Annotated in this window: 20 protein-coding genes; 12 read left to right on the top strand and 8 right to left on the bottom strand. The window is 69.5% G+C overall.

The features are described 5' to 3' along the window. The 8 genes from AB0M82_RS42940 to AB0M82_RS42905 form a co-directional block, all read left to right on the top strand. Window positions 1-372, top strand: a 372-nt coding sequence (locus AB0M82_RS42940) for a hypothetical protein (protein WP_364735074.1), incomplete at its 5' end; no start/stop codon positions are given. After that, on the top strand, window positions 369-1,511 hold the full coding sequence (locus tag AB0M82_RS42935; protein WP_364735072.1) for a DUF5047 domain-containing protein: 1,143 nt from the start codon (window positions 369-371) through the stop codon (window positions 1,509-1,511). The genes AB0M82_RS42940 and AB0M82_RS42935, both read left to right, overlap by 4 nt. After that, the gene (locus AB0M82_RS42930) at window positions 1,511-2,218 is read left to right on the top strand and encodes a hypothetical protein (RefSeq protein WP_364735070.1); all 708 of its coding nucleotides are present in this window, start codon (window positions 1,511-1,513) and stop codon (window positions 2,216-2,218) included. The genes AB0M82_RS42935 and AB0M82_RS42930 overlap by 1 nt, the downstream gene beginning before the upstream one ends. A 21-nt stretch (window positions 2,219-2,239) precedes the next feature. Next, a complete protein-coding gene (locus AB0M82_RS42925) occupies window positions 2,240-2,794 on the top strand; it encodes a hypothetical protein (protein ID WP_364735068.1) in 555 nt (184 codons plus the stop codon). 10 nt (window positions 2,795-2,804) lie between these two features. Next, window positions 2,805-3,044: a hypothetical protein gene (locus tag AB0M82_RS42920; protein ID WP_364735066.1), complete on the top strand. Its 240-nt coding sequence runs from the start codon at window positions 2,805-2,807 to the stop codon at window positions 3,042-3,044. Further along, entirely contained in the window at window positions 3,041-3,376 is a 336-nt protein-coding gene (locus AB0M82_RS42915) for a hypothetical protein (RefSeq protein WP_364735064.1), read from the top strand. Before AB0M82_RS42920 ends, AB0M82_RS42915 begins: the two co-directional genes overlap by 4 nt. After that, window positions 3,376-4,170, top strand: a complete 795-nt coding sequence (locus AB0M82_RS42910; protein WP_364735062.1) for a M15 family metallopeptidase — start codon at window positions 3,376-3,378, stop codon at window positions 4,168-4,170. Before AB0M82_RS42915 ends, AB0M82_RS42910 begins: the two co-directional genes overlap by 1 nt. Then, window positions 4,167-4,448 (top strand): hypothetical protein, encoded by a 282-nt coding sequence (locus AB0M82_RS42905; RefSeq protein ID WP_364735060.1) that lies wholly within the window; start codon window positions 4,167-4,169, stop codon window positions 4,446-4,448. The genes AB0M82_RS42910 and AB0M82_RS42905 overlap by 4 nt, the downstream gene beginning before the upstream one ends. A 246-nt stretch (window positions 4,449-4,694) precedes the next feature. On the opposite strand, the gene AB0M82_RS42900 is transcribed toward AB0M82_RS42905, so the two are convergent. Genes AB0M82_RS42900 through AB0M82_RS42885 form a run of 4 tightly spaced genes read right to left on the bottom strand, consistent with a single transcriptional unit; the run spans window position 4,695 to window position 5,946 of the window. Further along, a complete protein-coding gene (locus AB0M82_RS42900) occupies window positions 4,695-5,171 on the bottom strand; it encodes a hypothetical protein (protein WP_364735058.1) in 477 nt (158 codons plus the stop codon). After that, window positions 5,158-5,415, bottom strand: a complete 258-nt coding sequence (locus AB0M82_RS42895) for a hypothetical protein (RefSeq protein WP_364735056.1) — start codon at window positions 5,413-5,415, stop codon at window positions 5,158-5,160. The genes AB0M82_RS42900 and AB0M82_RS42895 overlap by 14 nt, the downstream gene beginning before the upstream one ends. Further along, window positions 5,402-5,758 carry a hypothetical protein gene (locus AB0M82_RS42890; protein ID WP_364735054.1) on the bottom strand — a complete coding sequence of 119 codons (357 nt, stop codon included), beginning with the start codon at window positions 5,756-5,758 and terminating at the stop codon, window positions 5,402-5,404. Before AB0M82_RS42890 ends, AB0M82_RS42895 begins: the two co-directional genes overlap by 14 nt. Then, entirely contained in the window at window positions 5,755-5,946 is a 192-nt protein-coding gene (locus AB0M82_RS42885; RefSeq protein WP_364735052.1) for a hypothetical protein, read from the bottom strand. The genes AB0M82_RS42890 and AB0M82_RS42885 overlap by 4 nt, the downstream gene beginning before the upstream one ends. A 425-nt stretch (window positions 5,947-6,371) precedes the next feature. Between AB0M82_RS42885 and AB0M82_RS42880 the strand changes: the two genes are divergently transcribed. Beyond that, window positions 6,372-7,307 carry a hypothetical protein gene (locus tag AB0M82_RS42880; protein ID WP_364735050.1) on the top strand — a complete coding sequence of 312 codons (936 nt, stop codon included), beginning with the start codon at window positions 6,372-6,374 and terminating at the stop codon, window positions 7,305-7,307. Here AB0M82_RS42880 and cutA read toward each other — a convergent pair. After that, window positions 7,304-7,627, bottom strand: a complete 324-nt coding sequence (gene cutA, locus AB0M82_RS42875) for a divalent-cation tolerance protein CutA (RefSeq protein ID WP_364735048.1) — start codon at window positions 7,625-7,627, stop codon at window positions 7,304-7,306. The genes AB0M82_RS42880 and cutA overlap by 4 nt on opposite strands. Window positions 7,628-7,727: 100 nt before the next feature. On the opposite strand from cutA, the gene AB0M82_RS42870 reads away from it, so the two are divergent. Next, a complete protein-coding gene (locus AB0M82_RS42870) occupies window positions 7,728-7,928 on the top strand; it encodes a hypothetical protein (protein ID WP_364735046.1) in 201 nt (66 codons plus the stop codon). Window positions 7,929-8,000: 72 nt separating this feature from the next. Here AB0M82_RS42870 and AB0M82_RS42865 read toward each other — a convergent pair whose 3' ends face one another. Beyond that, window positions 8,001-8,279, bottom strand: coding sequence for a hypothetical protein (locus tag AB0M82_RS42865; RefSeq protein ID WP_364735044.1), 279 nt, complete (start codon window positions 8,277-8,279; stop codon window positions 8,001-8,003). Then, on the bottom strand, window positions 8,276-8,491 hold the full coding sequence (locus AB0M82_RS42860; protein WP_364735042.1) for a hypothetical protein: 216 nt from the start codon (window positions 8,489-8,491) through the stop codon (window positions 8,276-8,278). The genes AB0M82_RS42865 and AB0M82_RS42860 overlap by 4 nt, the downstream gene beginning before the upstream one ends. Window positions 8,492-8,659: 168 nt before the next feature. On the opposite strand from AB0M82_RS42860, the gene AB0M82_RS42855 reads away from it, so the two are divergent. Further along, on the top strand, window positions 8,660-9,973 hold the full coding sequence (locus AB0M82_RS42855; RefSeq protein ID WP_364735040.1) for a PspC domain-containing protein: 1,314 nt from the start codon (window positions 8,660-8,662) through the stop codon (window positions 9,971-9,973). Between the two features lie 40 nt (window positions 9,974-10,013). Beyond that, window positions 10,014-10,682 carry a response regulator transcription factor gene (locus tag AB0M82_RS42850; protein ID WP_364735038.1) on the top strand — a complete coding sequence of 223 codons (669 nt, stop codon included), beginning with the start codon at window positions 10,014-10,016 and terminating at the stop codon, window positions 10,680-10,682. Here AB0M82_RS42850 and AB0M82_RS42845 read toward each other — a convergent pair. Beyond that, complete coding sequence (locus tag AB0M82_RS42845) at window positions 10,679-11,593, bottom strand: DMT family transporter (protein WP_364735036.1); 915 nt, start codon at window positions 11,591-11,593, stop codon at window positions 10,679-10,681. The two genes, AB0M82_RS42850 and AB0M82_RS42845, sit on opposite strands and share 4 nt — an antisense overlap. Window positions 11,594-11,696: the final 103 nt, after the last annotated feature.

Below are 11,696 nucleotides of genomic sequence, written 5' to 3'. Positions count from 1 at the left end.
GTGCGCGGCTCGCAACGGCTGTCCATCACGGTGACCGTGCCGAGCCTGGCCGCCGCCGCCGACTTCGCCAACGCCCTGATGACCGGGCACACCGTTTTCCTGCAAGCCCCCGAGCCGGAATGCGCGGTGCCGACGCTGTACGCGGCGATCGGCGACACGGTCAAGCGCCAGACCTCGGCGCGCGGCGTGCGCCGGTACTTCGACCTGCCGCTGACCGAGGTCGCCGCGCCGGCGTCCACGGTGTACTCCGCGACGATCACCATCGCCGACGTGGTCGCGACTTACGCCACGATCGCCGACGTGGTCGCCGCGGTGCCGACGATCTCGGACCTGATCGACAAGGTGTCGACCGCGGTGGTGATCGTCCCATGAGGCCCACCACCGATAGTTTCCTGACGGGGTTGCGTGGCTCGCACACCTTGGCGGCGCGGTGCACGTTGGTCGCGCCTGGCCAGACCGGCACCGCGCCCACCGGGATCGCGATCCCCGGCGTGTCCGACCTTGGCCGGCTGCCGATCCTCGCCGGTGACGTGACCACCGACATGACCGCTGACGTGCAATCCACGCTGGATCTGTCGACGGTGTATCCGTGGCCGTCCAAGCCGACCGATCCAGGCACCCCGTACGGGCAAGAAATCTACGTGGAACGCGGCATCGAGTACGGCCTGGGCACGCAGGAACTGGTGGGGCTCGGCTACTTCCGCATCGACAAGGTCGAGCAGCAGAGCGTGCCGGACGGCGCGATCCGAATCACCGCCTCCGACCGGATGGCGATGGTCCGCGACGCCCGCAACACCTCCCCGGTCCAGTTCGGAGCGGGTGCGTCGGTCGGCTCGGTTATCGACTTCGTCGTGGGTGCGGCAGTGCCTGGCCTGGTCACCGTCTACGACTTCGCCGCGTACGCCACCCTGCTCGGTGCTGATCATGTCCTCGACGAGGATCGACTGGGGTTTGTGCAGGACTTGCTTGCTGCGTATGGGAAGTACGGGTACTTCGACTACGCGGGCCGTCTCCAGGTGAAGTCCATTCCGGATCTGACGAAGGCATCGCCGGTGTGGGACATCAACTCCGGCGCGAACGGTGTGCTGGTGTCGATGCAGCGCAGCATCTCCCGTGAGGCGGTGTACAACATCGTCGTCGCGCGCGGCGAGCCGGTCGGCGAGCTGCCGCCGGTGCAGGCGGTGGTGTCCGACAACGACCCGGCGTCGCCGACCTACGTCGGCGGGCCGTTCGGGCTGGTGCCCACGGTCTACAGCTCGGCGTTCATGACGACCGTCGACCAGTGCAAGACGGCCGGCGCGGCGAAGCTGGCCAAGGTGATCGGGCTGCCGTACGCGGTGGCGCTCGGCTCGATCCCGAACCCGGCGCTGGAGGGCTGGGACGTGGTGAGCGTGTCCTACCCCGGCAACTCCGAGGTGCACATCATCGACCGCGTCACCTACGGCCTGACACCCGGCGAATCGATGGGCATCGACACCCGTAAGCAGTACCTGGCGCGGAGGGCAGGCTGATGGACGCTCTTGCCTACGCCGTCGCCATGGCCGCCGCGAACGCCGCCGCCGCAACACCCACCGGTAGCTCGGACCTCGCTCACATTCAGGGGGAAGTCCTGTCGTGGGACGAGGCCAGCGGCGTGAACTCTGTGCTGGTCAACGGCGCTGCGGTGTCGAACCTGAAGGTGATCCAGTCGGGTATCGGGTTGCAGTACTCCCCGGGCGACACGGTGATGGTCGAGCGGCGGATGACGCAGTGGTACATCGTCGGCAAGATCGGCGCGCCCGGCGGCAGCAACGTGAACCAGATCAAGGCTGCTGAGGTCTCGGCCACCGAAATCACTGGGTCGACCACGTACACGGACTTGGCGACCTTTGGCCCGCAGCTGACCATCAACATCGGGTCGAGTCGTCGGTGCCTTCTCATGACCGGTGTCCGCATAGTTTGCGCTGGAACAGCGTCCAATGCCTACATTGGCGGATCCTCGACCGTGAATGTCACCGGGGCCAGCGACATTCCTATCGTAGGTACGGTCACGGCCGGGATGCTGGCGCAGACCACTCCGATTGTCGGATTCTCGTCGAATCACAATCGGAACTTCGTGTTAACGGCCGGCCACGGTCTCAACCCCGGCGCCAACACGTTCACCATGCAGTACCGGTCGAACTTCGCGAGTCCAACGTGCGCGTTTGCGGAGCGCTACATCATCGTCATTCCGTTCTGACATAAGGAAAGGAGCCCAGTCATGGGCAACACTGGCCGCTACGGCTGGGGCTGGCCGGAGACGTTCGATCCGCCGAACCTGTCCCTGTACATCAAGAATTTGGCGCAGGCGGCCGAGGCCACGGTGGGCGGGATCGAGGACGCCGCGGCTGCCGCGTACGGGATCGAGGTACGGGCGAACGCCAACCAAAACATCGTGGCGTCGTCCGGCGCGAACAAGCTCACGTTCGGTTCGGTGACCACACCGGCGGCCGGCGGGACTGGTTGGACCGGCAGCAACACGGTCACTATCCCGGTGAGCGGGCGGTATTCCTGCTACGCCGCCGGGTCTACGGCATTCGCGGCTGGCAACAACTTTGGTGTCGGGATCCACGGAACCACGGCGCCAGCGTCCGGTACGCCGTGGCTGGCGTCTCCGCTGTTCTCGAACGGCCAGACCGACAGTTTCGCCACCGTGACCCGCTGGTTCGCCGCCGGAACACAGCTGTGTGCCTGGATCTACAACAACGGTAGTGCGTTCACTCTCAACCCGACCGTCAACAAGCCGGCCGAATTCATCGTGTGGAAAGTCGCGTGAGGAGAACACAATGCCTTGGGTTCCTGTGACACCGAAGCCGCGGCTCCTGACGTGGACTGGGAAAAACCTCGACGAGTGGCGGGCGCGTTGGCCGAACGCCGAAGTTTCCGCGAGCAACACGCTCGTGTACGGACCGGGGATCGTCGCCAACGTCGGCGACGGGATGGTGGAGGGCGGCGGCCTGAGTGTCTGGCTGATCACCGCCGCAGACATCGCCGCGCAGTTCGACCCCGTGCCAGGTGAGGGGTGAACGCCTGGACTGTCGGCGGCGGCGTAGTGGTCGCGCTGGCGAGCCTGATCACCGCCGGCGTCCTGGTGGTCAAGCTGCGCCCCGAGTCACGGAAGCTGAGGGCCGAGGCCACCGCGGCGCTGCTGACCGCCACCACCGCGACCACCACCGAACTCGCCGGGCAGGTGGCCAAGCTGCACGCCGAGACGAACCGGCTCTGGGAAGCGCAGCACGCGCAGGAACGGCGAATCACCGACCACGTCCGCTGGGACCGGCAAGTGGTCGACACCCTGCGCTCGCTCGGCGGCGAGATCTCCGACCCCCCACCCCTCTACCCCGAAGGGACCTCCTGATGCCCACCTCCCAGAACGGCTACACCGCCCCGATCACTCCGGTCGGCCGCGATCTGCCCGGCGGCAAGGTCCCGCTGCGCGCCGGCCCGACCGGCGACCTGCTCGCGTGGGTCGGCCGCCAGTTCCACGCGCTCGTCGAGCCGTTGATCTGGCCCGGCTGCTGGGGCTACGCCTACCGCGACATCCGCGGCGCCACGCAGCTGAGCAACCACAGCTCCGGCACAGCGCTGGACCTGAACGCGCCTGCGCACCCGCTCGGCACCAACCCGTCGGCGAGCTTCCGGCCCGACCAGATCACCGCCATCCGCGCCATCGTCGCACGCACCGAGGGGTGCGTGCGGTGGGGCGGGGACTACACGGGCAGGCGGGATCCCATGCACTTCGAGATCGTCGCCAGCGAGACGCGCTGCGCCGCAGTTCTCGCGAAGCTCACCGCCGCCGGCGGTGGGGCAGTAACCACAGGAGGAGGGTTCGACGACGTGAGCATGAACGACAAGCTGAAGCTGTGGAGCGGCGAAGAGGTGACCCTGGCAACGCTGCTGCGCGACGTTCAGGGCCGCGTGGCCGACATCCGGAGCGCGCACTACGGCGACCCGAAGCAGAAGACCGGCGACGGCGGGGACCCGTTCGGGGCCTACGTCTTCACCGACAACCCCGGCACGCCGCAGCAGCGATCGATCCGTGTGCGGGACTTCTTCGGCGAGCTGCGCACGCAGGCCGCCCGGATCGACGACATCGAGGGCAAGGTGGACCAGGTGCTCGCCCTGCTGCAGGGAAAGACGGCCGGGAAGTGAGCGAACGATTCCCACTGAAGGCCGCGGCCACCACCGCGGCGAAGATCTGGACCACCGTCGGCGGCGTCGTCACCGGCCTGGCCGGTGTCGGCATCATCACCGCCGACCAGAACACCGCCCTGCAGGCCCTACTCGCCGGCGTCGCCACGCTTGCCGCGGCGGGCACCAGCGCGCTTGCCGCGTTCGGCGTCCAAAAGCGAGCCGAACCGCTCGTCACTCCGGTGGCCGAGCCGCGCGACGACGACGGGACCACGCTCGTTCCGATCCCCGGCGCGTAGCTGCAGACGACAACGGGCCCCGCCCCTCGCTCCGAGGGCGGGGCCCGTTGTGCGCCGGGCGGCGGTGCATCCGGCAAGTGACCGTGGCCACGCACCGCCCCCCGACTTCCGCGCGTGCGGCCCGGAACCACGCGGCGGACTGGAACCCGGCCGGTGCGTCCGCTCGAGGGGGAAGAGCAGACACGCCAGCCGGGAGCCAGTGATCTATGCGCACACTTTCATGCATCGCTTACCTGCGGGAAATCGTTATCCGGCGAATGGGCTATTCGCCTTGTTCGGAGTTGCGGGGAACTGTGCGGCAGCCGGGAGATCAGGAAGGCGGTTCTGTTCCGTTCGGATCCAGTCCGGGGCCGGTGCGCCCGGCAAGGCCGGCCATGGGCCGCGCACCAGCCCCGACTCCGCCGCGTACGGCCCAGGGCACGCGGCGGCTGGGACCCGGCCGCCGCGCCCGCCCCGGAGAGTGGGGTTGGGCAGACACGTCGGCCGGGAGTTCATCTCCGGGCAGGATCGCCGCGGCTGCACCAAAAGGTTCGTCGCGTACAGCGCGCCGGACCGAGCGCTCATCTCACCGGCGATGTCCCGATAGGCAGGCGTGAGCACGTCCAAGGCATCGGCGAACGCCAGCTCCCCGATCTCGTCGGACTCCGCGCGCTCGATGAACTCGGCGGTGCGCTCCGCGATCCGACGCAGCGTCTTGATCAGCTCACGGTCACGATCCTGCACGGCGCGCCTCCGGCTGCTCGTCATCGGCCAGCAGCTCGGCCGGGTCGAGCACCCGGCCATCAAGTTCTCCGGCGCGTGCGGCCAGCTGGGCGCCGATGCGTACCAAGTCCGCGCCGAGCTTGCGAAGCCCGGCCGCGTACTCGGCGTCGTCGACCTGGGCGGTGAGCAGCCGGATCGTGGCGTTGCCGATCTCGGTGTTGACCCGTGCGAGCCCGGCGAGCAGCTGGCGGTCACGCGCGTGCATCGCGGGTCACCACCTCGAACAGGTCACCGAAGAACTCGCCGACGGCCGGCGTCCCGATGCGGGGGTGCGGGATGCAGGCCCAGGCGTGCGCCGCGCACGCCTGGCACGTCCCTCCCCGTGCAGGGATCATGACGCGCGGATCGATGCTCGGCCGGTCGTGCTCAAGCGGGAACGGTGCACGGAGCAGGCACCACGGCAACAGCAGATCCAGCCGCGGGTTCGCCAGATCAGCGACGCGGTACAGGTGCGCCCACCCGTCAGCCTCGAACAGGTGCCACTCCCACCGGTTGCGCGCCGGAAGGACCAGGGTGCGCGTCGGCGGCCGGTCGTCGAGCGCCGTCACCGCTGACCCGCATCGAACGCACGCAGCGCGGCCGCAGCCTGCTCCCAATCGTCGTCCGTCATGTCGGCGATCGACTTCGGCGCTTGGTAGCTGTCCAGGTCGAGCTCGTTCAGACGCTGACCACCGGTGTTGAACACAGAGGCGCCACTGAACGTCGGTCGGTCGCTGCTCTCCTCGCGCGTCGTCACAAAGTTGACGTTAGGAGCGATAATGCCTGGTAAGAGGAGCCGGAAGGGGTGGCCATTCACAGGGGGTGGCCAGAACCGGGGGCCAGAGCCATGATGGCCACCTGTCACGGCGCGAACCACGAGGAGTACGAGTGGAGCAGCAAGGGGTCGGTGCACTGCTCCGAACCGAGCGCAAGCGCGCCGGCCGCTCGCAAGCCGATCAGGCCGAGGTGCTTTCCGCGATTGCGGGGCGAGCCGTCACCCGCAACGAGGTGTCGAGGTGGGAGTCCGAGCGACGATTGCCCACCCCGTTCTGGCAGAAGCAAATCGCCGCGAGCTTCGAAATCAACGTGCAGGACATTCGGCAAGCGGTCATCACAACGCGAACGGAACAGCGGACGGCGAGGACGGGAGAGGTAGTGCAGCGGCGCGAGTTCATCGGAGCAATGGCCTCCCTGGCGATTCCGCTGGCTCGCACTGAACAACCGACCGCGCGCCGGATCGGGCAATCCGACATCGACGAGCTGCGCCGCCGCACCGCCCGGCTCCGCCGCCTCGACAACATCATGGGCGGCGCCGAAACCTTTCCGGTGTACTCCGCCGAGGTCGACTTCACGCAGCGGCTGCTCCGCGAATCCAGCCACGCGATCGACATCGGGCAGCAGCTGCGCGCCCTGCTGGCAGAGCAGCAGCAGCAAGCCGGGTGGGCCGCGTTCGACCACGGCCAGCACGCACTCGCCCAGCGGCTCTACAGCGACAGCCGGAAAGCCGCGGAGGAGGCCGGCGCGCTCGACCTCGCCGGGAACGCCCTGGCCTACGCCGCCTACCAGCAGACCACGACGGCGCAGAGCGGGACCGCGCTGGCCACCGACTCGTACGAGATCGCCCAACCGATGGCCACGCCGAAGGTGAGCGCTCTACTGCTCGAGCGGAAGGCGTGGGCGCACGCGACGGCACGCGAACCGCAGGAGGCCGACCGGGCGCTGAACCTGGCCCGTGAGGCTCTGGAGGTTCGAGACGACCGGCCGGATCCGGACTGGGTGTTCTGGGTGAACGAAGCCGAGATCGACATCATGGCTGGCCGGTGCTGGACCGAGCTGCGCCGGCCGCTGCGGGCGGTGCCGGTGCTGGAGCGCGTGCTGTCCGGGTTCGACGACACGCACGCGCGGGACAAGGCGCTGTACCTGACGTGGCTCGCCACGTCCTACCTGCACGCCCACGAAGTCGAGCAGGCCGCCGCGACCCTGACGCGCGCTGTGGACTTGGCCGCCGGGGTGAGCTCGGTGCGCCCGGCCGCCCGGATTGAGTCCGTGGCACGCCAGCTGAAGCGGTACGGGTCGACCCCGGCGGTCGGTGAGCTGCTCGCGCGGTTGGAGGTCTAGCAGAGCCGGGTGGACTCCTCGGCCCACGCCAGGTAGTCAGCCGAGCCGCGCACCAGTTCGACGGCCGTGACCTCGGGCTTGTTCCACGGGTGGTTGGCGATGATGTGCGCCTCCAGTTCGGCGTAGCGCGCGTCCGTGGTCTTGAACGTCACGTTGAACTCTTCCCCTTTGCCGCTTTCGTCGAGGTGCCAGAAGAACGACGTGACCGGGCCGATGACCTGTGCCGTCCCGGCGAGGCGGGCAGCGACGGCCGAGCCCGCCAGCTTCTCGCCGGACTCACGATCGGGGGTAGCTGTCGTCACGACAAGATGAACGGTCATGACGCGAGCGTAGGGGGCACCCCGCGGTGTGGTCAGCTGGCGGTCCATCGTCCGCCAGCCGTAACAGCGAGCCGCCGGCGGGCGACATGGACGGCGGACCATGCTTTGGAGCGGGGTCGTCGACCAGGGAGGTGCCGTGTTCGGCCGGAAGAAGCGTCGCAACATCGCCAAGCAGACCGAGATCCAACGCCGACAGGCCGAAGCGCAGGGCCTCGTGGTGAGCAAGTACCCCGAAGGATCGCTGGGGGACCGGCTGCACAAGCGCAAGGCGAAGAAGGCCGCGGAACAACAGCAGCAATAACCCCGTAAACGCAAGAAAGCCCCCTACCCGGCCGTCGTGCTAAGTAGGGGGCTTTCGTCGTCTCGGGACGTATTACGCACTCGCCGCGGAAATCTGCTCGAGCAGCGCGGCGAGTGCCGCGGCACGGCTGGCGTGGTTGAGGTCGGTGTTCCAACGCGCCGCGATGTCTCCGTCCTCCCGCCAGCACGCCCACCACTGGCGGGCGCCGTAGCGCCAGCCGCGCCACTCCCGACCGTCGCCGACCCAACCGACCCACCGGCTGCCGAGGTACACGCGGTAGTCCGTCGTGCCGCCGATGTACATCGGCTCGTCACGCTGCATCCGCTGCAGTCGCACCTCCGGCGCGCTCATCGGCCGGCCGCCGCGAGCGTGCGGCCGACGCGCCACTCGACGCCGAACCGGCCCAGCTCGGCGAGCCGCCCGGCGACGAGCGCGCCGCGGTCACAGGCCGGCGCCGCGGCGGCGGGCGCGGGCGCCAGGCCGACAACCAGGCTGGCGACGGCCAGCAGTGCGGCGAAGAGAGCGAGCAAACGGGGCGCGAGGGGGTGCCTCTGGGAGCACATGAGTGCCTCTCGGAGTAGGCACTCCGTCCCACGTTTGTCCCATGATCTTGCTTCCTGGCCTGTTCAGACCGGGTCTAGGGGAACATCCCTGAGGTTTCCCGGGGACGGGATCGGCGAGACCTGGTGCCGGATCAGGGGTTTCCCCGATGGAAGCCCGCCCGTACGCGTGTGACCATGGAGCACGTGCAGGACTCCCTCGACCACGTCACCGCCGAGCCGGTGACCCCGGCCACCACGGACCAGGCCGCGCCGAAGATGTTCCGGCGCCGGTCCGGGCGGGCGATCGCCGGTGTCGCCGGTGGTCTCGCCGATCACCTCGGCGTGCCGGTCGTCTGGGTGCGGACGGCGTTCGCGCTGCTGGCCGCGCTGAACGGCGCCGGGCTGCTCGCGTACGGCCTCCTTTGGGTGTTCGTCCAGCAGCAGTCCGAAGAAGCCGCCGACGCGCCGAGCCCCAAGGAGCGCCAGCAGGCGTTCGGCCTGATCGCGCTGGGTGTCGGCCTCGCCGTCGCCAGCGGGACGCTGACCGGGTTCATCAGCGGCTGGGTCGCGGTGCCACTGGCCGTCGCGATGATCGGTGCCGCCGTCGTCTGGCGGGAGGCCGACGAGTCGCAGCGCCGTCGCTGGAAGGTCGGCGCGAAGGACGGCTTCGCGGGCGCCTTCCTCGGCGGGGGCGGCTGGTCGGCGGCGATCCGGATCGTCGCCGGCGTCGCGCTGGTGATCACCGGCATCGGCGTCGTCGTGCTCCGCAGCGGCAGCCTCGACCAGGTCCAGTTCGCGCTGATCGCCGTCATCGCGACGCTGATCGGCGTCGCCGTGCTGACCGTGCCCTTCTGGCTGCGGCTGGTCCGGGACCTTTCCGACGAGCGCAAGGCCCGCATCCGCACCGACGAACGCGCCGAGATCGCCGCCCACCTGCACGACTCCGTGCTGCAGACCCTGGCGCTGATCCAGAAGCAGAGCGAACAGCCGCGCGAGGTCGCGCGGCTGGCCCGCAGCCAGGAACGCGAGCTGCGCGGCTGGCTCTACGGCGCAGGCGGCTACGGCAAGCCCGTCGGGAAGGGCGAGGAAACCGAGGCCGCCGGGCAGCTGTCCGAAGCGCTCGCCACGGCGTGCGGCGAGGTCGAGGACACGTTCGCGATCTCCGTCGGGCAGGTCGTCGTCGGCGACGCCGAGCTGGACGACTCGCTGGTGGCGCTCGTCCAGGCCGCCCGCGAGGCGATCGTCAACGCCGCGAAGCACGCCGGGGTCGACGAGGTCAGCGTCTACGCCGAGGTCGAGCCGACGTCGGTCAACGTGTTCGTGCGCGACCGCGGCAAGGGCTTCGACCCCGACGTCGTCCCGGCCGACCGCCACGGGCTCGCCGACTCGATCCGCGGCCGGATGACCCGGCACGGCGGCACGTGCAAGGTGCGCACCGCGCCGGGGGAGGGCACCGAAGTCCAGCTCGCCATGCCGGTGAAAGCGGGCAAGGGGGCCGCGTGAGGCGGCTATGCTCGGGGTTCAGGGCTAGCGAGGGAGAGTCGTGACTGACAGCCAGCGGGAACCGGTCAAGGTGTTCCTCGTCGACGACCACGCGCTGTTCCGCGCCGGGGTGCGCACCGAACTCGACTCGATCACCGACGAGGTCCGCGTCGTGGGCGAGGCCGGTTCGGTCGCCGAAGCGGTCGCCGGCATCGCCCGGACGAAGCCGCAGGTGGTGCTGCTCGACGTGCACATGCCCGACGGCGGCGGCGCCGAGGTGCTGCGCCGCGTCCGCCCGGAGCTGCCGGACATCGTGTTCCTGGCGCTTTCGGTCTCCGACGCCGCCGAGGACGTCATCGCGGTCATCCGCGCCGGCGCCCGCGGGTACGTCACGAAGACGATCTCGTCGAAGGAGCTGGTCCGCGCGGTGGTCCGGGTCGCGGACGGCGACGCGGTGTTCTCGCCGCGGCTGGCCGGGTTCGTCCTGGACGCGTTCGCCGACCGGCCGGGTTCGGCGCCGATCAACGACCCCGAGCTGGACCTGCTGACGCCTCGCGAGCGCGACGTCCTGCGGCTGCTGGCCCGGGGGTACGCGTACAAGGAGATCGCGTCGGAGCTGTTCATCTCGGTGAAGACGGTCGAGACGCACGTGTCGAGCGTCCTGCGGAAGACCCAGCTCTCGAACCGCTACGAGCTCTCCCGCTGGGCCTCCGACCGCCGTCTCGTCTAGACGCGTTCCTCCACCAGCGGCGCGGCCCGTGGCGTGACCGCCGGCTTCTGGACGCGGGTCAGCGCGACCCCGCCGAGCACGACGACCATGCCCGCGATCACCCGCAGGTTGAGCTGCTCGGCCAGGAACACCGAACCGAGCAGCACCGAGACCACCGGCAGCAGGTACCCGACGACGGACGCGGCGACCGCGCCTTCGCTCGCCAGCAGCTGGTAGTTCAGCGCGAACGCGAAGCCCGTCGACCCGACGCCGAGCACCAGGATCGCGTGCAACGGCCCCGGGGAAACGTGCACCGGCGTGAAGCCGCCCGCCGGCAGCGCAAGCACCAGCATCCCGCTCGCCAGCAGCATCTGGCCCGCCGAAGTCGCGTATGGCGACACGGAAGGATCCGACAGGTACTTGCCCTCGTAGACGAACGCGAAGCCGTAGCTCGCGGCCGCCGCGAGGCAGCCCAGGGCGCCCCAGCTCAGCAGGCCCGACGCCTGCCACGGCGCGAAGATCAGCAGGATCCCGCCGAGGCCCACCAGCAGCCCGGCCAGCCGCGCGCCCGCCATGCGCGAAGACGTCCCCATCAGCGGCGCCGCGAGCAGGACCCACAGCGGCGTCGTCGAGTTCAGCACCCCGGTGATCCCCGAGTCGACCGTCGTCTCGCCGACGGCGAACAGCAGGAACGGCAGCGCGTTGTGGAAGAACGCCGCGACCGCCAGGTGCTTCCAGGTCCGCCGGTCGCGCGGGAGCCGCGCCCGCCGCAGCCGGCACAGCACCAGCAGCATGGCCGCGCCGAGCACGAGCCGCGCCAGCACCAGCTGCACCGGCGAGAACATCCCCAGTCCCAGCTTGATCCAGAAGAAACTCGAGCCCCACATCAGCGCCAGCGCGGCGATCCTGAGCAGGGTCTTCGTCTCGCCCACCCCAGTCCTCCTTCGACGATCAGCGCCAGCTTCACCTGAACCAGACGTAAGGACAAGCGAAATTAGCTGCAGGAACACTTAAGCCGAGCTGTACGATCCGGGC

The organism is Amycolatopsis sp. NPDC051128 (assembly GCF_040682715.1).
GTDB lineage: Bacteria > Actinomycetota > Actinomycetes > Mycobacteriales > Pseudonocardiaceae > Amycolatopsis.
The sequence above is the reverse complement of the archived record's forward strand: the minus strand, read 5'-3'. Positions and strand labels throughout refer to the sequence as shown.

Coding starts and splice junctions, on each gene's coding strand:
- AB0M82_RS42930 (WP_364735070.1), top strand. CDS start 1,511: ATGGACGCTCTTGCCTACGCCGTCGCCATGGCCGCCGCGAACGCCGCC.
- AB0M82_RS42870 (WP_364735046.1), top strand. CDS start 7,728: ATGCTTTGGAGCGGGGTCGTCGACCAGGGAGGTGCCGTGTTCGGCCGG.
- AB0M82_RS42920 (WP_364735066.1), top strand. CDS start 2,805: ATGCCTTGGGTTCCTGTGACACCGAAGCCGCGGCTCCTGACGTGGACT.
- AB0M82_RS42935 (WP_364735072.1), top strand. CDS start 369: ATGAGGCCCACCACCGATAGTTTCCTGACGGGGTTGCGTGGCTCGCAC.
- AB0M82_RS42860 (WP_364735042.1), bottom strand. CDS start 8,491: ATGTGCTCCCAGAGGCACCCCCTCGCGCCCCGTTTGCTCGCTCTCTTC.
- AB0M82_RS42865 (WP_364735044.1), bottom strand. CDS start 8,279: ATGAGCGCGCCGGAGGTGCGACTGCAGCGGATGCAGCGTGACGAGCCG.
- AB0M82_RS42910 (WP_364735062.1), top strand. CDS start 3,376: ATGCCCACCTCCCAGAACGGCTACACCGCCCCGATCACTCCGGTCGGC.
- cutA (WP_364735048.1), bottom strand. CDS start 7,627: ATGACCGTTCATCTTGTCGTGACGACAGCTACCCCCGATCGTGAGTCC.
- AB0M82_RS42925 (WP_364735068.1), top strand. CDS start 2,240: ATGGGCAACACTGGCCGCTACGGCTGGGGCTGGCCGGAGACGTTCGAT.
- AB0M82_RS42895 (WP_364735056.1), bottom strand. CDS start 5,415: ATGCACGCGCGTGACCGCCAGCTGCTCGCCGGGCTCGCACGGGTCAAC.
- AB0M82_RS42880 (WP_364735050.1), top strand. CDS start 6,372: ATGGCCTCCCTGGCGATTCCGCTGGCTCGCACTGAACAACCGACCGCG.